Source organism: Pseudomonas sp. DF5 (assembly GCF_058148225.1).
Genome location: NZ_JBYVYM010000004.1, coordinates 152,772 through 173,287, shown reverse-complemented (window position 1 = coordinate 173,287; position 20,516 = coordinate 152,772). Strand labels below are relative to the sequence as shown.

Sequence of the window (20,516 nt, the reverse complement as noted above, 5' to 3'; positions counted from 1 at the left end):
GCCCAAGACCTTTTGTTCAGGCACGACCGATATCGGCGAACTTCGCCTGGGTGTGTTCGGCCAACACGGCAGGCGCCAGTTCGACTTCCAGACCGCGCCGCCCGGCGCTGACGAAAATGCTGGAAAACGGCTGGGCCGAATGATCGATAAAAGTGCGCAGGCGTTTCTTCTGCCCGAGCGGGCTGATACCGCCCAACAGATACCCGGTTGAACGCTGTGCCGCGGCGGGATCGGCCATTTCAACTTTTTTCACGCCTGCGGCCTGTGCCAGCGCCTTCAAGTCCAGACTTCCGACGACCGGCACCACTGCCACCAATAACTCACCCTTCTCACTCGCCGCCAGCAATGTCTTGAACACCTGCGCGGGGTCCAGACCCAGTTTTTCCGCGGCCTCCAGACCATAGGACGCTGCCTTCGGGTCATGTTCGTAACTATGCACGCGATGTTCGGCACGAACTTTTTTCAACAAATCCAATGCGGGGGTCATGACAGCTCCAAGCTTGGCGGCAGAAGAAAAATACTGCGCAGGATTCTAGGTCATCGATCGACAAAAGGCTCTATTGCGGCGCTGTTTCCAAGGCCTGGCCGGGCTTTCAGCCGTTCATCCACGCGCTTCCCGCCAGATGAACGATGCGATCATTCACAGAACTAATAGTTTAAATATGACTGACGGTTCACTTTCGACCTTTGACAGCAGTGCTTCTTGTCTATATTTTTTCGAATGTGAACACTGTACTAATGTCTCACCGCAGCACCCGGCAGTAAGCCGAGCGCAGGATGGGGATCCTGCCTCGGTGGAAATCGCGCTTTGACCTCGATGGAAAAGCGCCAGACAACAACAAAAACGAGGTTTTCAATGACAACTGCGTTACAACAACCGTCGCTCTCGAGCCAATGCATGGCCGAGTTTCTGGGTACTGCACTGCTGATCTTTTTCGGTACCGGCTGCGTTGCCGCGCTCAAGGTCGCGGGTGCCAGCTTCGGGCTGTGGGAAATCAGCATCATCTGGGGGGTTGGTGTCAGCATGGCGATTTACCTCACCGCCGGCGTCTCCGGCGCTCACCTCAACCCTGCCGTGAGTATCGCGCTGAGTATTTTCGCTGACTTCGAAAAGCGCAAACTGCCTTTCTATATCTTCTCCCAGGTCGCCGGTGCCTTCTGCGGGGCATTGTTGGTTTACACGCTGTACAGCAACCTGTTCTTCGATTTCGAACAAACTCACCAAATGGTTCGTGGCACCGAAGCCAGCCTTGAATTGGCTTCGGTGTTCTCCACCTTCCCGAACCCTGCCCTGTCCACGGGCCAGGCCTTTTTGGTTGAAGTGATCATCACCGCGATTCTGATGGGCGTGATCATGTCGCTCACCGACGACAACAATGGCCTGCCCAAAGGGCCATTGGCGCCGTTGCTGATCGGTCTGCTGATTGCCGTGATCGGCAGCTCGATGGGCCCGCTGACCGGTTTCGCGATGAACCCGGCCCGCGACTTCGGTCCTAAACTGATGACTTTCTTCGCAGGCTGGGGTGAAATTTCCTTCACTGGCGGACGCGATATCCCGTACTTCCTGATTCCGGTTTTTGCACCGATTGTCGGTGCCTGTCTCGGTGCTGCAGCTTATCGCGGGCTGATTGCCCGTCATCTGCCCAGCGCCATACCTGCTACAAAGGACGCAGCACTGGCCATTGACGGCAAACCAAGAACGTCTTGAAACCGTTGGCGCGTGATCCTGCCCATTTTGATCCCTCGCCTGACTTCACTTCCTTATTTCGTCCAAGGCAATCGACATGACCGACATTCAGAATAAGAACTACATCATTGCCCTCGATCAGGGTACGACCAGCTCCCGCGCGATCATTTTCGATCGCGACGCGAACGTGGTCTGCACCGCCCAGCGTGAATTCGCACAGCATTACCCACAAGCCGGTTGGGTCGAACACGACCCGATGGAAATCTTCGCCACCCAAAGCGCCGTGATGGTCGAGGCCCTGGCTCAAGCCGGCCTGCATCACGACCAGGTCGCGGCCATCGGCATCACCAACCAGCGCGAAACCACCGTGGTCTGGGACAAGACCACTGGCCGCCCGATCTACAACGCGATCGTCTGGCAGTGCCGCCGCAGCACCGAAATCTGCCAGCAGCTCAAGCGCGATGGCCACGAGCAATACATCAGCGACACCACGGGCCTGGTCACCGACCCGTACTTCTCCGGCACCAAGCTCAAGTGGATCCTCGACAATGTCGAAGGCAGCCGTGAGCGGGCACGCAAGGGTGAACTGTTGTTCGGCACCGTCGACAGCTGGCTGATCTGGAAGTTTACCGGCGGCAAGGTGCACGTCACCGACTACACCAACGCCTCGCGCACCATGCTCTTCAACATCCACACGCTGGAGTGGGACGCGAAGATGCTGGACGTCCTCGACATCCCGCGCGAGATGCTGCCGGAAGTTAAGTCCTCGTCCGAAATCTACGGCCACACCAAAAGCGGCATCGCCATTGGCGGTATCGCCGGCGACCAGCAAGCGGCCCTGTTCGGCCAGATGTGCGTCGAGCCAGGCCAGGCAAAAAACACCTACGGCACTGGTTGCTTCCTGCTGATGAACACTGGCGACAAAGCGGTGAAGTCCAAGCACGGCATGCTGACCACCATCGCTTGCGGCCCGCGTGGCGAAGTGGCCTATGCGCTGGAAGGCGCGGTGTTCAACGGCGGCTCCACCGTGCAGTGGCTGCGCGACGAACTGAAGATCATCAATGACGCCCACGACACCGAATACTTCGCCAATAAGGTCAAGGACAGCAACGGCGTGTACCTGGTGCCAGCCTTCACCGGCCTGGGTGCTCCGTACTGGGACCCGTATGCCCGTGGCGCGCTGTTCGGCCTGACCCGTGGCGTACGCGTGGATCACATCATTCGTGCCGCGCTTGAGTCGATTGCCTACCAAACCCGCGACGTTCTGGACGCCATGCAGCAGGATTCCGGCGAACGCCTGAAAGCCCTGCGCGTGGACGGCGGTGCAGTGGCGAACAATTTCCTGATGCAATTCCAGGCCGACATCCTCGGTACTCAAGTCGAGCGCCCGAAAATGCGCGAAACCACCGCGTTGGGCGCCGCTTACCTGGCGGGTCTGGCCTGCGGCTTCTGGGGCAGCCTGGACGAGTTGCGCGGCAAGGCCGTGATCGAGCGCGAGTTCGAACCGGCGCTGGACGAAACCGCGAAGGAAAAACTCTACGCCGGCTGGAAAAAAGCTGTCAGCCGCACTCGCGATTGGGAACCGCACGAAGGCGCTGAATAAGCCACGGACCGGACTCGTATCCGGTTGTAACTGGTAGGGAGCGGATTCCTGCGGCATCATGGGCAAATTTTGCACGGCAGCCCAAAGGAAGCCCCATGAATCTGCCTCCCCGTCAGCAGCAAATCCTCGAACTGGTCCGCGAACGCGGCTATGTCAGCATCGAGGAAATGGCCCAGCTGTTCGTCGTTACACCGCAAACCATCCGCCGCGATATCAATCAACTGGCGGAAGTGAATCTGTTGCGTCGCTATCACGGCGGCGCCGCCTACGACTCCAGCGTCGAAAACACCGCCTACGCCATGCGCGCCGATCAGATGCGCGATGAAAAGCAGCGTATCGGCGAAGCCATTGCGGCGCAGATTCCCGATCACGCCTCGCTGTTCATCAATATCGGCACCACCACCGAATCCATTGCTCGGGCGCTGCTCAACCACAGCCACCTGAAAATCATCACCAACAACCTGCATGTGGCCTCGATGCTCAGCGCCAAGGACGACTTCGACGTGCTGCTGACCGGTGGCAACGTGCGACGTGATGGCGGCGTGGTCGGTCAGGCCAGCGTCGACTTCATCAACCAGTTCAAGGTCGACTTCGCCCTGGTCGGCATCAGTGGCATTGATGAAGACGGCAGCTTGCTGGATTTCGACTATCAGGAAGTGCGGGTGTCCCAGGCGATCATCGCCAACGCCCGACAGGTGATTCTCGCGGCGGACTCCAGCAAATTCGGGCGCAACGCCATGATTCGCCTGGGGCCGATCAGCCTGATCGATTGCCTGGTCACCGATCAGCCGCCTTCGCCGGCCCTGGCGCAGTTGTTGAGCCAGCACAAGATTCGGCTGGAGGTCGTGTAAGCACATCCCCCCTGTGGCGAGGGGGCTTGCCCCCGTTCGGCTGCACAGCAGACGCCAATCAGACAACATGCTCTTCCTGAGATACCGCGGTAGCCGGTTTTAGGGCCGCTTCGCAGCCCAGCGGGGGCAAGCTCCCTCGCCACAAAAGCACTCCCTACCATCATTCAATGTTCGAAAATTTTCCTTTAACGACCCTTCGATCAGTATTTTCAATCGAAGCACGCTGGCTGTGGGCGTCTTTATGGGCTAGTATTTTCGCAAATGAACATTAATGTTCGAATTCAAATATAGAAATCAAAAAAGCCCGAGGCCAGCCGATGCCCACTTCTACCTTGCCTACGCCCCCTCTCGCCGAGGTCTACGATATCGCCGTCATCGGTGGTGGGATCAATGGCGTGGGGATCGCAGCGGATGCCGCCGGTCGCGGCCTTTCGGTGTTCCTTTGCGAAAAGGATGATCTGGCCAGCCACACGTCGTCGGCCAGCAGCAAGCTGATCCACGGTGGCCTGCGCTACCTGGAGCATTATGAATTCCGCCTGGTACGCGAAGCCCTTGCCGAGCGCGAAGTGCTGCTGGCCAAGGCACCGCACATCGTCAAACAGATGCGTTTCGTGCTGCCGCACCGCCCGCACCTGCGTCCGGCCTGGATGATCCGCGCCGGCCTGTTCCTTTATGACCACCTCGGCAAACGGGAAAAACTCGAAGGCTCGAAAAGCCTGAAGTTCGGCCCGGACAGCCCGCTGAAAAGCGAAATCACCAAAGGCTTCGAATATTCCGATTGCTGGGTCGATGACGCACGCCTCGTCGTACTGAACGCCATGGCCGCCCGCGAGAAAGGCGCCCACGTTCATACGCAAACCCGCTGCGTCAGCGCCCGTCGTACCAAGGGTCTGTGGCACATGAACCTGGAACGCGCCGATGGCAGCCTGTTTTCGATCCGCGCCAAGGCACTGGTGAATGCTGCCGGCCCATGGGTCGCCCAGTTCATTCGTGATGACCTGAAGATGGAGTCACCGTACGGCATCCGTCTCATCCAGGGCAGCCACCTGATCGTGCCAAAACTGTACGAAGGCGAACACGCGCACATTTTGCAAAACGAAGATCAGCGCATCGTCTTCACTATTCCGTACCTGAACCACTTCACCCTGATCGGCACCACCGACCGCGAGTACACCGGCGACCCGGCAAAAGTGGCGATCACTGAAGGCGAAACCGATTACCTGCTGAAAGTGGTCAATGCCCACTTCAAGAAACAACTCAGCCGCGCGGACATCCTGCACAGCTATTCCGGCGTTCGTCCGCTGTGCAACGACGAATCCGACAACCCGTCGGCCGTTACCCGCGACTACACCCTGGCATTGTCGGGCTCTGGCGAAGAAGCGCCGTTGCTGTCGGTGTTCGGCGGCAAGCTGACGACCTACCGCAAACTGGCTGAGTCGGCGCTGGCACAACTGGCTCCGTACTTCGCGCACATCAAGCCAAGCTGGACCGCCAACGCTCCTCTGCCCGGCGGCGAAGACATGACCACTCCACAGGCCCTTAGCTCGCGGATCCGCGACAAGTTCGACTGGATCCCCACCGAAATCGCCCGACGCTGGTCCACCACTTACGGCAACCGCACCTGGCGCATGCTCGAAGGTGTGGAAAACCTGGGCGACTTGGGCGAACACATCGGCGGCGGCCTCTACACCCGCGAAGTCGACTACCTGTGCAGCGAAGAATGGGCGACCACCGCCGATGACATTCTGTGGCGCCGCAGCAAGCTTGGGCTGTTCACCACCGCGGCGGAACAGCAAAGGCTCAAGGATTATCTGAACAAGCTCGAACAGAACCGCAGCAAAATCGAAGCGGCCTGATCGGATATCCGGTTAAACCAAAGCCCCTGAATCTGACGATTCAGGGGCTTTTTCATACCGCGCATTACTGTAGGAGCGAGGCTTGCCCGCGAAGAACGATAAAGCGGTTCAACAGACAGACCGCAGTGCCCCCTTCGCGGGCAAGCCTCGCTCCTACAGTTTTGTGTGAGTCAATCCATTCGGTTTTCCGAACGCGACTCCTCGGTCGATTCGGAAAACCGGATCATCCGACAACAAACTCAACGTCACAAAAATTAAAACACTCTTAAAAATCAATAGCTTGCTAGATGATGCATGGTCTGGCACGAGTCATGCTCTACTCTCCCGGACGAATGTTTATTGCGCTACTCCTTCAGGAGCCGCCAGGCATTCGAAGCACCAAAAAAGGCCGATGAACTGGCTCCATAAAAAAAACAATGTCGAGGAAAATTTGATGCGCATCGTTCCCCATATCCTGGGCGCAGCCATTGCTGCCGCTCTGATTAGCACTCCAGTTTTCGCCGCCGAACTCACCGGCACACTGAAGAAGATCAAAGAGTCCGGCACCATCACCCTCGGGCATCGTGACGCTTCCATTCCGTTTTCCTACATCGCGGACGCTTCCGGCAAACCGGTTGGCTACTCCCACGATATACAGCTGAAAATCGTCGAAGCCATCAAGAAAGATCTGGACATGCCCAACCTCCAGGTCAAATACAACCTGGTGACCTCGCAAACCCGTATCCCGCTGGTGCAGAACGGCACCGTGGACGTCGAGTGCGGCTCCACCACCAACAACGTCGAGCGTCAGCAACAAGTTGATTTCTCCGCCGGCATCTTCGAAATCGGCACCAAGCTGCTGGCCAAGAAAGACTCGCCCTACAAAGATTTCGCCGACCTCAAAGGCAAGAACGTCGTGACCACCGCCGGCACCACGTCCGAGCGCATCCTCAAGTCGATGAACGCCGACAAGCAGATGGGCATGAACGTGATTTCCGCCAAAGACCATGGCGAATCCTTCCAGATGCTGGAAACCGGCCGTGCCGTGGCCTTCATGATGGACGACGCCTTGCTGGCCGGTGAAATGGCCAAGGCCAAGAAGCCAGATGACTGGGCCGTGACCGGTACACCACAGTCCTTCGAAATCTACGGCTGCATGGTTCGCAAAGGCGACGCACCGTTCAAGAAAGCCGTCGACGACGCAATCATCGCGACCTACAAGTCGGGCGAGATCAACAAGATCTACGAAAAATGGTTCATGCAGCCAATCCCGCCAAAAGGCCTGAACCTGAACTTCCCGATGAGCGCCGAGCTCAAGACCCTGATCGCCAATCCGACCGACAAAGCGGCTGACGAAAAGAAATCCTGATTTCTGACTAACGTTATCCCCTGAAAAGGCCTCAGCCCTTTCAGGGGTTGTCACTCCCTGCTGGCATTTCTGGAAACACTCGAACCGGTGGTTGTCGAGCCGTTCGCGTGTGCCTGACCGTCATCGGGCACTTGTACATCGATCGAATCCGAGGGGAGACCCTAATGAATTACAACTGGGACTGGAGCGTGTTCTTCAAGTCCACCGGCGTGGGCAGCGAGATTTATTTCGACTGGTACCTCTCCGGTTTGGGCTGGACCATCGCCATCGCCGTCGCCGCCTGGATCATCGCGCTGCTGCTGGGCTCGATCCTGGGCGTCATGCGCACGGTGCCGAATCGCATCGTATCGGGCATCGCGACCTGCTACGTCGAACTCTTCCGTAACGTGCCACTGCTGGTGCAGCTGTTCATCTGGTACTTCCTGGTGCCCGACCTGCTGCCGCAAAACCTGCAGGACTGGTACAAGCAGGACCTGAACCCGACCACCTCGGCCTTCCTCAGTGTCGTCGTGTGCCTGGGCCTGTTCACCACGGCCCGGGTTTGCGAACAAGTGCGCACCGGTATCCAGGCGCTGCCCCGCGGCCAGGAATCCGCTGCCCGCGCCATGGGTTTCAAGCTGCCGCAGATCTACTGGAACGTACTGCTGCCCCAGGCTTACCGCATCATCATTCCGCCGCTTACTTCGGAATTCCTGAACGTGTTCAAGAACTCCTCCGTCGCGTCGCTGATCGGCCTGATGGAGCTGCTGGCGCAGACCAAACAGACCGCCGAGTTCTCCGCCAACCTGTTCGAAGCCTTCACCCTGGCAACGCTGATCTACTTCACCCTGAACATGAGCCTGATGCTGCTGATGCGCGCGGTCGAGAAGAAAGTCGCCGTGCCGGGCCTGATTTCCGTAGGGGGTAAATGATGGAATTCGACTTCTCGGGCATCATTCCGTCCCTGCCGGGTATGTGGAACGGCATGGTCATGACCCTCCAGCTGATGGCCCTGGGCGTGAGCGGCGGGATCATCCTCGGCACGGTCCTGGCGTTGATGCGCCTGTCCCACAACAAACTGCTGTCGAACATTGCCGGCGCCTACGTCAACTACTTCCGCTCGATCCCGCTGCTGCTGGTCATCACCTGGTTCTACCTGGCGGTGCCGTTCGTATTGCGCTGGATCACCGGCGAAGACACCCCGATCGGCGCGTTCGCCTCGTGCATCGTGGCGTTCATGATGTTCGAAGCAGCGTACTTCTGCGAAATCGTCCGGGCCGGCGTGCAGTCGATTCCCAAGGGCCAGATGAGCGCCGCCCAGGCCATGGGTATGACGTATGGCCAGATGATGCGGTTGATCATCCTGCCGCAAGCGTTCCGCAAGATGACCCCGCTGCTGTTGCAACAGAGCATCATCCTGTTTCAGGACACCTCGCTGGTCTACGCGGTCGGCCTGGTGGACTTCCTCAATGCCTCGCGTGCCAGTGGCGACATCATCGGCCGCTCCAATGAGTTCCTGATCTTCGCAGGTCTCACGTACTTCATCATCAGCTTTGCCGCCTCGCAGCTGGTCAAGCGTCTGCAAAAAAGGTTCGCCGTATGATCTCTATCAAGAACGTCAACAAGTGGTATGGGGACTTCCAGGTACTGACTGATTGCAGCACCGAGGTCAAAAAAGGCGAGGTGATCGTGGTGTGCGGGCCGTCCGGTTCCGGCAAATCCACCCTGATCAAGTGCGTCAATGCACTGGAACCGTTCCAGAAAGGCGACCTGATCGTCGATGGCACGTCCATCGCCGATCCGAAGACCAACCTGCCGAAACTGCGTTCGCGGGTGGGCATGGTGTTCCAGCATTTCGAACTGTTCCCGCACCTGACCATCACCGAAAACCTGACCATCGCGCAGATCAAGGTGTTGGGCCGCAGCAAGGAAGAAGCCACCAAGAAAGGCCTGCAACTGCTTGAGCGCGTCGGGCTGTCTGCCCATGCGCATAAGCATCCAGGCCAACTTTCCGGTGGTCAGCAACAGCGTGTGGCGATCGCCCGTGCGCTGGCGATGGACCCGATCGTCATGTTGTTCGACGAACCGACCTCGGCACTGGACCCGGAAATGGTCAACGAAGTGCTCGACGTGATGGTGCAACTGGCCAACGAAGGCATGACCATGATGTGCGTGACCCACGAAATGGGCTTCGCCCGCAAGGTCGCGGACCGGGTGATTTTCATGGACGCCGGCAAGATTATCGAAGACTGCAAGAAAGAAGAGTTCTTCGGCGACATCAACGCCCGCTCCGAGCGTGCGCAGCATTTCCTCGAGAAGATTCTGCAGCACTGAGAAGGAAGACACCGCTCCCCCAATTGTGGGAGCGGGCTTTTGTGGCGAGGGGGCTTGCCCCCTCACCACACAGCAACTCCCACAGGCCCCGTGGGGATATGGATATTGTGTTGTGGTTGACCCAAGGCTTCTGTGATGAAATGCGACTCCACCTTCTATCGCGCAGCGCCGCCATCACTCGCCGTGAAACCCCGTCTGATTCGCCATCTGTTCCTGCCGCCGCTGATCATCGCCCTGATGATTGGATTGGGTTACATCGGCTTCTGGGTCAGTGAACACTACGGCATTCGCAGCCTCAGCGAGAACGGCCAGCGTCAGCTGGAACTGCACGCGCGCGCCGTCGAAAGCGAGATCAGCAAATACACCTACCTGCCCAGCCTGCTGGAACTCGAATCGAGTGTTTCCAAGCTGCTGGCAGACCCGTCGCCAGAACTCCGGCAGACGGTCAACGAATACCTCGAAGGCCTGAACCGGCGCAGCCGCAGTCGGGCCATTTATGTGATGGACACCACCGGCCGCGTACTGGCCACCAGCAACTGGCGCGATGTCGACAGTTATCTGGGCGAAGACCTGTCCTTCCGCGCCTACTTCCAGAGCGCCGTGCGTGGCCAGCCGGGACGTTTCTACGGCATCGGCAGCACCAGCGGCGAACCCGGCTATTACCTGGCTCATGGCCTGGAAGAACACGGCAAAATCACCGGCGTCGCGGTGGTCAAGGTTCGCCTCGAGGCCATGGAAGAACGCTGGCAACGCGCTCGTCTGGAAGCCTTCGTCAGCGACGAGAACGGCATCATCATTCTCTCCAGCGATCCGGCGCGGCGGCTCAAGTCGGTGCTGCCGTTGAGCGACGACACCAAGGAGCGCCTGGCCCGCAGCCTCCAGTACTACTGGTATCCGTTGAATGAACTGCAACCGCTGGCCCGAGAGAAACTGGCTGAAGGCGAGGAAAAACTGACCTTCCCCGCCAACAGCGAACTGGTGTCCGATGAAGAAAACATCAGCTACTTGTCGCAAACCCGGCCGCTGAGCGACACCCCGTGGAATTTCACCCTGCTCACGCCCCTGCAAGACCTGCGGCGTGAAGCGATCAATCAGGGAATCCTGGTGGCGGTGGCGTTTGCCCTGGTGGCATTCCTGCTGATCGCCTGGAACGAGCGCCGCAAAGTGATCGCCACCCGCCTCGCGGCGCGGGAAGCCTTGCAGGAAGCCAACAATCAACTGGAGCGTCGGATTACCGAACGCACCACTGACCTGCGCGCCAGCAACGAACGGCTCAAGGGTCAGATTCGTGAACGCCGACAGGCTGAAGAAACCTTGCGCCGCGCTCAGGATGAACTGGTACAGGCCGGCAAACTGGCCGCCATCGGCCAGATGTCCACCAGCATCGCCCACGAATTGAACCAACCGCTGGCAGCCTTGCGGACCTTGTCCGGCAACACCGTGCGCTTTCTGGAACGCGGTCAGCTGGATGTGGCCAGCACCAACCTCAAGACCATCAATGAACTGATCGACCGCATGGGCCGGATTACCGCCAGCCTGCGTTCCTTCGCCCGGCGCGGCGATGACAAGGGCCAGGCCAGCCTCGGCAAAGGCGTGGACGCCGCCCTGCAATTACTGGGCAGCCGGATGGAAAACGTGCCACTGCAATTGCATCGCGACTTTACCGACGTGCAGGTGCAGATCGACCAGACCCGTCTGGAGCAGATCCTGGTCAACCTGATCGGCAATGCGCTCGATGCCATGCAGTCGCAGCCCCAACCGGCGTTGTGGCTCGAAGGCGAGGAATTCGACGGCAAGTATCGCCTGCGGGTGCGCGACAACGGCCACGGCATCGATGCCGAAGCGCGCAAACATCTGTTCGAACCGTTCTTCACCACCAAGCCCGGCGAACAGGGCCTGGGTCTCGGCCTGACACTGTCAGCGAGCCTGGCTGCCGCCACGGGCGGGCATCTGGGTGTCGAACACCCGGCCAGCGGTGGTACCACCTTCGTCCTCAGTTTACCGTTGGTAAGCCCTACTCCCGCCGAGCCAATATGAACAACGACCTTAGTGTGCTGATCGTCGAAGACGACCCCCATGTGCTGCTCGGTTGCCAACAGGCGCTGACGCTTGAAGACATTCCCTGCATCGGCGTCGGCAGCGCCGAAGAAGCGCTGGAGCGGGTCGGCGATAACTTCGCCGGCATCGTTATCAGCGACATCCGCCTGCCGGGCATCGATGGCCTGGAGCTGCTGACCCGGCTCAAGGCCCGCGATCGCAGCCTGCCGGTGGTGTTGATTACCGGCCATGGCGACATCTCGATGGCTGTCGGCGCGATGCAGAAAGGCGCCTACGACTTCATGGAGAAACCTTTCTCCCCCGAACGCCTGGTGGACGTCGCCCGCCGTGCGCTGGAGCAACGCAGCCTGGCGCGGGAAGTCACCTCGTTACGTCGCCAACTGTTCGAGCGCGATTCCCTCGAAGGCCGGATCATCGGTCGCTCACCGGCCATGCAGAACCTGCGGGAACTGATCGCCAACGTCGCGGATACGTCGGCCAACGTGCTGATCGAAGGCGAGACCGGCACCGGCAAGGAACTGGTTGCGCGCTGCTTGCACGACTTCAGCCGCCGGCACAGCAAACAGTTCGTTGCGCTGAACTGCGGTGGCCTGCCGGAGAATCTGTTCGAAAGCGAAATCTTCGGCCACGAGGCCAACGCCTTCACCGGCGCCGGCAAACGGCGGATCGGCAAGATCGAACACGCCGATGGCGGCACGCTGTTCCTCGACGAAGTGGAAAGCATGCCGCTGCCGTTGCAGATCAAGCTGCTGCGGGTGCTGCAGGAACGCACCCTCGAACGCTTGGGCTCGAACCAGAGCGTGGCGGTGGATTGCCGGGTGATCGCCGCGACCAAGTCCGATCTGGATGAGTCGAGCAAGGCCGGCGAGTTTCGCAGCGACCTGTATTACCGCCTGAACGTGGTCACCCTGGAACTGCCACCGCTGCGCGAACGCCGCGAAGACATCCTGCAATTGTTCGAGCACTTTTTGCAGCAATCATCCCTGCGCTTCGACCGCTCGCCTCCTGAGCTGGACAACCAGACCGTGTCGATTCTGATGAGCCACGATTGGCCGGGCAACGTGCGCGAACTGCGCAACGTCGCCGAACGCTTCGCCCTCGGCCTGCCAGCCTTCAAAAAAACCGGCGCCAGTAGCGGCAACCAGAGCCTGGCCTTTGCCGAAGCGGTGGAAGCTTTCGAACGCAACCTGCTGAGCGATGCCTTGCAGCGCAGCGGCGGCAACCTGACCCAGGCCAGCCAGGAACTGGGGATGGCCAAGACCACACTGTTCGACAAAGTGAAAAAATACGGGCTGAGCCACTGATGGACCTGATTTTCAAAGCGACCCTGGGCGCGGCAGTGGTGGTAATCCTCGCCATGCTGGCCAAGACCAGAAACTATTACATCGCAGGCCTGGTGCCGCTGTTTCCGACCTTTGCGCTGATCGCTCATTACATCGTCGGCAAAGGGCGTTCGCTGGATGACCTGAAGACCACCATCGTGTTTGGCATGTGGTCGATCATTCCGTACTTCGTCTATCTGGCGACCTTGTATGTGATGGTCGACCGGATGCGGCTGGAGGCTTCATTGGCGGTGGCAGCGGTGGCGTGGTTGATGGCGGCGACGATGCTGGTGACGGTGTGGGTGCGCTTTCAATCCTGACCACAATTCCCTGTGGGAGCATGCCTGCTCGCCCCCGCAGGGTCGCATTACTGCCCGTAAACCTTCTGCAACTGCGCTTGTGTCAATGCATCCTCAAACGGCACAGGCACCGATTTCACCGCACCATAGAGGTTGCGATAACGCCAATAGTTTCCGCTATGGGCCAGTTGATAACCACGCTCGACCACTCGCTGGCCATCAAGAACATAGCGCAAGGTTTCCTGGGCAGCCGCTGGTGGCGCTGGCTGCATCAGGTCGGTGGCCAGAACGCGCATCGACTCGTCGATACACTCGTCGAGCACGGCCGTAACCTTCTCCAAGTCGAAGCCGCCATCGTCAATGCACTGCTTGCCGCAGCGCCGAATCGGCTGGCTGACCACTTCGATCCGCATGCGATACAGCGCCGACGCCGCAATGTCCTGGACCTGCACCTGATTGACCAGCACGAAACTGCCGCGATCAGGGGTGAGCATCAGTTTGGGTTCAATCACCAGACGCGCAGTGACCTGACCCTCCCCCTGCTTGAGCCCGGCCACTTGCGAAGCCTGTTGATAGCGCTTTTGCAGACGCTCCTGCAACGGAACGCCCGCGAGCAAGTCGGCCATGGGTCGCGCCTCGTTGAGCGCGGTTTTTTCCGCATCGCGCTGCAAACTGCCGCTACCCATCTGGGTGTTGATCAGGCTGGCTACCAGCAAGCCGGCAAGCCCGGCACCGTTGCCCGAGCTTGCCACCAGATTGTGACTCGAGGATGCGGCTTTCAGGGCCGCCTGGGAGTCAATCACGGTACTGGCGCCGACAAAGGATGGCGGCAACTGCACATCGACCTTAAGCCCGTGGGCCTGGACGTAGGGCAAGGCACCCGAATCCTTGAAACCGGCCTCAGGGGCCGGTTTCTGCGCACACCCCGCCAATATCGACAGAGCCAGCGCAGCGCCGACTACGAACGATCGCTTCATTGCGCGAACGGGGTAATCATTTGTTGGCGGCTATCGTCCATAGCTTGATAGAACGCGTTGGACAGGTTGGTATAGGTCGGTTCGTCCCACTCACCCTGAGCGGCTTGCGTCACGACAAAGGGTTTGAACCACAGCAGCTTGTTGTCTGCCAGATCGATCACCATACCCTGTCCACCCACTTGCGCCATCGGCACGCTGGTCGGCACGATGCTGTAGTAGCTGCGGGTGGCACCGGTGGCGTAGACATTCACCAGCAGCAAACGATCGACGCCGAAAGCGGCCTTGACCGGCGTCATGTCCCGGGTCATATAGCCTTCACGGAAACTGGTTTCCTTATAAGTCTTCAAATCGAGCGGCTGGTCTATCCGCTTGGCCTTGTAACCCTTGGCCTGCAGCTTGGCGACAATGGCATCCGGCAAGGTGTTGAGGTCGCGCACTTGCCATTTTTCGACATTGTCACTGAGCTTGCTGTTAACGCCCTTGTTGATCGCCAGATCGAGAAGCCCCTGATTGCCGGTCAACGCCAGCACCGGCTCTGGCACTACGGTGATCGCCACGCCGATAGTCGGCTCTTTGGCATCCCAGAATTGGTGGTCCAGCGGTACTGGAGGTTGCACATGAGCACAGCCTGTGAGGGTGAGGCAGGCAAGCAGCGTCAGCGCGGCCCAGGTGCGTAGAACGTAAAGATTCATGGATCAAGTCCCTATGATGATTAACGATGCTGCCTATGTCGGCAGCATCGGTAAAAACCATAGTGGCATATTGATATATTTTTCACTCCGCACAGATGGAGCCATCAGCCGTTGACCTTGCCGCCCCTGGCCTCGCTCATGATCTGCCGGATCGCACCAACGAACGCTTCCACCGGCTGCCCGCCAGTGACGGCGTATTGCCCGTTGAACACCACCGTCGGCACCGAACTCACTCCGCGCGATAACCACAACTGTTCTTCCTCGCGAACCTCTTTGGCGAATTCGTCCGAAGCCAGAATCGCTTCGGCACGCTGACGGTCCAGCCCGACGCTTTCAGCGATCTGCACCAATTGCCCGTGATCGGATGGATTACCGCTCTCGGTGAAATACGCCTTGAACAACGCCTCTTTCAGGTTGAACTGCAACCCTTCCAGCCCCGCCCAGTACAGCAAGCGATGGGCATCGAAGGTGTTGTAGATGCGGCTGTTGCCGTCCGTGCGAAAAGCAAACCCGACCTCGGCACCGCGGGCGCGGATCATCTCGCGATTTTTCTGCGACTGCTCAGGGGTCGAGCCGTACTTTTCGCTGATGTGCTCGGTGATGTTCTGCCCTTCGGGCCCCATCTTCGGGTTCAGCTCAAATGGCTGGAAACGGATCTCGGCCCGGACTTCGTCACCCAACACATCCAGAGCCCGGGTCAGGCCGTACAGGCCGATGACACACCAGGGGCAAGACACGTCACTGACGAAATCGATTTTCAAGGGGGTACTCATCACACACCTCGCAGGCTTGAATCACACCGGAAAGTTCGAACAATACACCAGGCGAGGGCTCGCAGCAGATCCCTTGTGGGAGAGGGCTTGCTCGCGAAGGCAGAGGTTCATTCAACATTGATGTGGCTGATACACCGCTTTCGCGAGCAAGTCTGTTCCCACAAGGGATCGGGGTGTTAGAGAAGGTTGTGTTCGGCCACCGGATCGATTTGCGCCCAGTGCGAAGTGTCTTCGCGATGTGCCTGCAAATACGGCAACACCGCTGCCAGCAACGGCGCCTTGAACGCTTCCTGAAAACGATGGGCCAGCCCCGGAATCAACTTCAACTGACTGCCACGAATATGTGCCGCCAGATGCACGCCATGCATCACCGGCAACAACGGATCAGCAGTGCCGTGAACCACCAGCGTCGGCACCCGCAGCTGGTTGAGCAACGCCACACGGCTCGGTTCGGCGAGGATCGCCATGATCTGGCGTTTCACGCCTTCCGGGTTAAATGCCCGGTCATAAGACAGCGCCGCTTGATGCAACAACGTCTGCCGATCATCAGTGACCGAAGGACTGCCCAGCGCCGCCAGCAGATCAGCCTGTTGCTCCAGTGCCACTGCGCGATTCGGCGCGCCGCGTCGCGCGAGCAACTGCACCAGCGCCGCGCTCGGCGCCGGCAAGCCTTCGGCGCCGGAGCTGGTCATCAACAAGGTCAGGCTCTCGACACGCTGCGGCGCCATCGCCGCCATATGCTGGGCAATCATTCCGCCCATGCTCGCGCCCAAAACGTGGAATTGCTCAACGTGCAACACATCCATCAGGCCAAAGGCATCGTCCGCCATATCGGTCAGGGTGTACGGCGCCGACACCGGCAACCCGAGTTTGTAGCGCAGCACTTCGAAGGTCAGGTTGGCGTCGGCAGGCGCTTGCCGCCAGGTCGACAGCCCGACATCACGATTGTCATAACGAATCACCCGGAAGCCTTGCTGACACAGCGCAACCACTACCTCGTCCGGCCAGTGAATCAACTGCCCGCCCAGGCCCATCACCAGCAATAAAGCAGGATCGGACGCACGGCCGATGCTCTGGTACGCCAGGCTCACCTGCGCCAGATCGGCATATTCGGTTGGAACGTTAACGTCGCAACGAGACGCCGCCAGGGACGGGAAATTGAACAACACAGCGATCAGAAAAACCGCTGTGGATAAAAATCGTGCACGCATGAAAAACACCGAAACGCAGAACTCCAGTAGAGCGCGAGTCTGATGAAGTTTGTACAAGCGCGCTGCCACAGTTACGTGACAGTTTGATGAAGAGTGCTGAGCGGTTGTGGAGCATACGGGCCCACCGCTCGTCGGAAAACAACCTCAGACTGTTATTTATGACAGTTGCCAGCCGCCAGCTTCGAGCCTTCAATCCTCTGACGCATCAATGCCCAGCGGTTCAGGCACCATCTCAAAATCGGAGCATGCTATGAGCGTTTATACAGCAGAACAGTTGGCCGCACTGCAAATCGAAAGCCCGCAGCAACCGGTCGATCTGTTCGCAGAGATCAAGTCAGAGGGGGCATTTACGCAGGATGGAATACTCAACCTGTATCCTGCCCTGATTCCTGGTTGGCACAAGGTCGACTATCCCGTGGCATCGTACGGGGTCAACGCTGACGAAACGGCTGGCACCGGAATTGGTTGGCTGATTCTCTTCCTCTCCTACGAATTGATGGCGGCGCAAGACACGATACGGCTATACATGAGCAAACGCCTTGAGCCGGGTCAGGTTCCGGATCCGACAGAGGAAGGTACCCTGATCAAGACAGTCGTGGTCCCTTCCGATCACAACAATCAGGACGTAGTCGGTTTAATTCCCAGAGCAGCCGTTGGAAGTCCGGGCATCTACTGGATTCGGTACACCGTCGAACGCACCAGTGGCAATGGCCCCGAACCCTCGGACGGACTCGCCGTATGGTTCAAGACAACCTTTCCGGACAGCCTCGATCCGACGGGCAACTCCAGCGAACGAGTGCCTTTGCAAGCCCCTGAGTTCCCATCGATTATCGATCAGGCGATGGTAGAGGCAGGGATTAAAGTCATTGTTCCGTCCTGGCCAATCATGACCGCCGGTGACGTTATTACCCTGACGATCGGCAATCAAATCGTCGAATACACCCTCAAGAATGATGAGGTGGGCCAGAACGTTGTGATGTTTGTGTCGTCTGCCATCCTCAAGCGAATCGGGCCCTCTGACCCGTTGTTGGTACGTTACAAAATCCGTGACCAGGTACACAACAGTAGCCTCACGTCCGAAACAGGTAAAGGAACGCTGATTCCGGAAGTTACCTATCTAGAAGCACCTTCAGTGCCTGGTTCAATAAAAGATGTTCTCCACCTCGACCACCTCGACCAAGCCCCCATGAAAGTCGAAATCTTCGTGGAACGCGCCGACGCCGTCGCTGGAGATAAAGTGGAATGCTTTCTCTACGACCCCACGACCGGAGTCACCCGCTCCTATGGTCCGTTCGATTACAAAAGAGGCACCCTCGTAATCGAGGTACCTTACGAAACGGTGAAAAAACTGGCCCCGGCAACTATAGAGCTCTACTACGAGCGTATAAGAATGGTGTCGGGCGTAGAGGAGCGCACCCCGTCCTTCTCCTATTTTCTGGAGCTGGTCGGCGAAAAATACCGTGCTCCAGCACCTACTGCACCGCAAGCCCGAGGCGGCGTGCTAACGCCAGACCTTGCAGAGACAGTGGTGTATGTCGGTCCCGGGATCGAGGGGCTGGAAATTGGCGATAAGGTAACGTTGACCTGCCTGAGTACGAGCGCAGGCGGCACCACTCGCCTGCAAACCTTTGAGCGATTTGTTACGCGATCGATGGTGATTCCAGGAGTGGGAACCGTCGTGCCGTTCGAGATCGACACGAGGCACTTTGCCACGTACCAGAGTGGCTCATTCCGGGTTACCTACACTGTAACCGGGGAAAATTACCTCGCCCCTCTGGAATCTCATGCGCTGCTTTTGCACATCGGTCCCGTCAAAAACACCTTGGGCGTCGTCGATGTCGGCAAGGATGTAAACGGTGTACTGGATCCCGAGGACATTCCTTTCGGCACACCGGCCATTTGCCCGGCAAAGGACCATACCCAGGTTGGCGATACGGTTTACCTCCAGGTGTGGACCGCTGATGACAGACTCGTCTGGGTCGACTCGCTACCCGTTACCGCCGCTCACATTGGTAAGGACATTGAGTTCAGATTGACGTTCGAACTGATCGACTCGCTGAACCACCAGGTCATCCGTATCGACTGGTACATTGAACGTAATCGAGCACTGCCGCTGACGGCACCCGAACTGGAGTTACGCGTTGGGGATATGGCTCTGGAGCTCCCGCCTCCGACGCTCGTTGAGGTGTCCACCGGCAACCACATCAATCCGCGGCTTACCGAAAAAAGCACAACCGTCGAAATCACCTATAAAGGCATGTCCGCCGTCCATAACATTGCTCTGATCGTGATTGGCCGCGCCGGCTTGGGCAGCCCTGTCGTGGCCACGCAGCCAGGTAACGCCAACGGTACGCTACTGATCGAATTGCCACTGACGACAGTGCCCGCCAACCTGCGCCACTTCATGAAACTTCGATACCGTGTGTCCCAGCCCGGACTACCTGACCAATACTCTGGCGTCACCACTTATGAAGTCACCGCTGTACCCGATGAAGCCATCGTATTTCCGAGCATCAGCATTGCTCAAGCGCCGGATCACAAGACGCTGGACCTCAGCACGTTTCAAGGCGATGCGCACTGGAGTCTGGCGCGCTGGCTATTTATCGCCGTAGGAACCCGAATGCGCGTGGCCTTAGGTGGAAGCAATGCGGCGGGAACCGATCATCTCATCATATTGTTCGATGGCGTGATTACTGCCGATCATGTGACAAGTGGGTTAAGCGGAGTCATTAACCGTCAGCAACTTGAACTGTTCAAGGATGGCAGTCAGGTGATGGGGCTTTCGATTGCGAACTTCAATAACAAGGGTGGCGTCGACACGTTTTTCCCTGTTCGTGAGTTAACACTCCTGAACAAGACCTGGGGTCTGCTCATCAATAGAGCGATCGATGCCAATACAAACGATTCGATTCCCAACGGCGGCAGCACCAAAACCAATCGCGTGACGTTGTCCGGCACGGGCAAACCGGATAGCACACTTACACTGTTCCAAAACGATAATGTCCCGAAACCCATCGGCACATTCAAAGTGCCCGCCAGCGGCAACTGGAGTTACACCTTCACCGTGACGGCCTCATCGTTTTATCGGCTGACCGTTCAAGTGCAACCTGACGGGCAGACCTCGCACCTATGGACGTTCAGTGTCCTTGCGCCCGAACCGGCTCCCGTCAGACCGCACATATTACTCGCGCTTAATACAAGAGGTCAGAACCTGTATGACTACCAGCGCACCACAACAACCGGCATCAGCATGAATGGCGTTGCGGCCCCTGGCGCGATGGTGCAGATATTGCTCAATGGCACAGTGGTTCAGGACCGCGTTCACGTAGGCACCAACGGATTCTGGCAGTCTGTCCTTTTTGGAGTGGGCTCTGGCACACACCGGCTCAGTGTAAGAGGCTTGTATGGAAACTATCCCGTTTCGCTGGTGTTCACACAGTCGGTGACCTACGGCTAGGGTACTGAGCGGTCGTATTCAAGACCGAGTCGCCTGCTTCGCGAACAAGCCCGCTCCCACAGGATTGAT

17 protein-coding genes are annotated in these 20,516 nt (G+C 58.6%); 12 read left to right on the top strand and 5 right to left on the bottom strand.

Annotated features, from left to right (window positions below):
• Window positions 1-16 precede the first annotated feature (16 nt).
• Window positions 17-487 carry a Cys-tRNA(Pro) deacylase gene (gene ybaK / locus AC30D7_RS05595; RefSeq protein ID WP_007938929.1) on the bottom strand — a complete coding sequence of 157 codons (471 nt, stop codon included), beginning with the start codon at window positions 485-487 and terminating at the stop codon, window positions 17-19.
• A 369-nt stretch (window positions 488-856) separates the two neighbouring features.
• Here ybaK and AC30D7_RS05590 point away from each other — a divergent pair, with 369 nt between their 5' ends.
• From AC30D7_RS05590 to AC30D7_RS05540, 11 genes are all read left to right on the top strand, one after another.
• Window positions 857-1,708 (top strand): MIP/aquaporin family protein, encoded by an 852-nt coding sequence (locus tag AC30D7_RS05590; RefSeq protein ID WP_019581559.1) that lies wholly within the window; start codon window positions 857-859, stop codon window positions 1,706-1,708.
• Window positions 1,709-1,784: 76 nt separating this feature from the next.
• The gene (gene glpK, locus AC30D7_RS05585) at window positions 1,785-3,290 is read left to right on the top strand and encodes a glycerol kinase GlpK (protein ID WP_018926616.1); all 1,506 of its coding nucleotides are present in this window, start codon (window positions 1,785-1,787) and stop codon (window positions 3,288-3,290) included.
• A 95-nt stretch (window positions 3,291-3,385) separates the two neighbouring features.
• Complete coding sequence (locus AC30D7_RS05580) at window positions 3,386-4,141, top strand: DeoR/GlpR family transcriptional regulator (RefSeq protein ID WP_007938932.1); 756 nt, start codon at window positions 3,386-3,388, stop codon at window positions 4,139-4,141.
• Window positions 4,142-4,458: 317 nt separating this feature from the next.
• Window positions 4,459-5,997 (top strand): glycerol-3-phosphate dehydrogenase, encoded by a 1,539-nt coding sequence (gene glpD, locus AC30D7_RS05575; RefSeq protein WP_490133374.1) that lies wholly within the window; start codon window positions 4,459-4,461, stop codon window positions 5,995-5,997.
• Between the two features lie 433 nt (window positions 5,998-6,430).
• Window positions 6,431-7,345, top strand: a complete 915-nt coding sequence (locus tag AC30D7_RS05570) for a glutamate/aspartate ABC transporter substrate-binding protein (RefSeq protein WP_490133373.1) — start codon at window positions 6,431-6,433, stop codon at window positions 7,343-7,345.
• A gap of 164 nt (window positions 7,346-7,509) precedes the next feature.
• Window positions 7,510-8,256 (top strand): amino acid ABC transporter permease, encoded by a 747-nt coding sequence (locus AC30D7_RS05565; RefSeq protein ID WP_490133372.1) that lies wholly within the window; start codon window positions 7,510-7,512, stop codon window positions 8,254-8,256.
• Window positions 8,256-8,927 carry an amino acid ABC transporter permease gene (locus AC30D7_RS05560; protein ID WP_018926620.1) on the top strand — a complete coding sequence of 224 codons (672 nt, stop codon included), beginning with the start codon at window positions 8,256-8,258 and terminating at the stop codon, window positions 8,925-8,927. The genes AC30D7_RS05565 and AC30D7_RS05560 overlap by 1 nt, the downstream gene beginning before the upstream one ends.
• Window positions 8,924-9,658, top strand: a complete 735-nt coding sequence (locus AC30D7_RS05555; RefSeq protein ID WP_490133371.1) for an amino acid ABC transporter ATP-binding protein — start codon at window positions 8,924-8,926, stop codon at window positions 9,656-9,658. Before AC30D7_RS05560 ends, AC30D7_RS05555 begins: the two co-directional genes overlap by 4 nt.
• A 135-nt stretch (window positions 9,659-9,793) precedes the next feature.
• Window positions 9,794-11,695, top strand: a complete 1,902-nt coding sequence (gene aauS / locus AC30D7_RS05550; RefSeq protein ID WP_490133370.1) for a two-component sensor histidine kinase AauS — start codon at window positions 9,794-9,796, stop codon at window positions 11,693-11,695.
• Window positions 11,692-13,020 (top strand): two-component response regulator AauR, encoded by a 1,329-nt coding sequence (gene aauR / locus AC30D7_RS05545; protein ID WP_490133369.1) that lies wholly within the window; start codon window positions 11,692-11,694, stop codon window positions 13,018-13,020. The genes aauS and aauR overlap by 4 nt, the downstream gene beginning before the upstream one ends.
• 8 nt (window positions 13,021-13,028) lie before the next feature.
• Window positions 13,029-13,358: a GlpM family protein gene (locus AC30D7_RS05540; protein ID WP_490133465.1), complete on the top strand. Its 330-nt coding sequence runs from the start codon at window positions 13,029-13,031 to the stop codon at window positions 13,356-13,358.
• A 47-nt stretch (window positions 13,359-13,405) separates the two neighbouring features.
• Here the strand turns inward: AC30D7_RS05540 and AC30D7_RS05535 are convergent, their stop codons facing one another.
• The 4 genes from AC30D7_RS05535 to AC30D7_RS05520 form a co-directional block, all read right to left on the bottom strand.
• Window positions 13,406-14,314 (bottom strand): hypothetical protein, encoded by a 909-nt coding sequence (locus tag AC30D7_RS05535; protein ID WP_490133368.1) that lies wholly within the window; start codon window positions 14,312-14,314, stop codon window positions 13,406-13,408.
• On the bottom strand, window positions 14,311-15,006 hold the full coding sequence (locus AC30D7_RS05530) for a hypothetical protein (RefSeq protein WP_490133367.1): 696 nt from the start codon (window positions 15,004-15,006) through the stop codon (window positions 14,311-14,313). Before AC30D7_RS05530 ends, AC30D7_RS05535 begins: the two co-directional genes overlap by 4 nt.
• 104 nt (window positions 15,007-15,110) lie before the next feature.
• Window positions 15,111-15,779: a DsbA family oxidoreductase gene (locus AC30D7_RS05525; protein WP_490133366.1), complete on the bottom strand. Its 669-nt coding sequence runs from the start codon at window positions 15,777-15,779 to the stop codon at window positions 15,111-15,113.
• A 176-nt stretch (window positions 15,780-15,955) separates the two neighbouring features.
• Window positions 15,956-16,990 (bottom strand): alpha/beta fold hydrolase, encoded by a 1,035-nt coding sequence (locus AC30D7_RS05520; protein WP_490133365.1) that lies wholly within the window; start codon window positions 16,988-16,990, stop codon window positions 15,956-15,958.
• Between the two features lie 250 nt (window positions 16,991-17,240).
• On the opposite strand from AC30D7_RS05520, the gene AC30D7_RS05515 reads away from it, so the two are divergent.
• The gene (locus tag AC30D7_RS05515) at window positions 17,241-20,447 is read left to right on the top strand and encodes a hypothetical protein (RefSeq protein WP_490133364.1); all 3,207 of its coding nucleotides are present in this window, start codon (window positions 17,241-17,243) and stop codon (window positions 20,445-20,447) included.
• Window positions 20,448-20,516 lie beyond the last annotated feature (69 nt).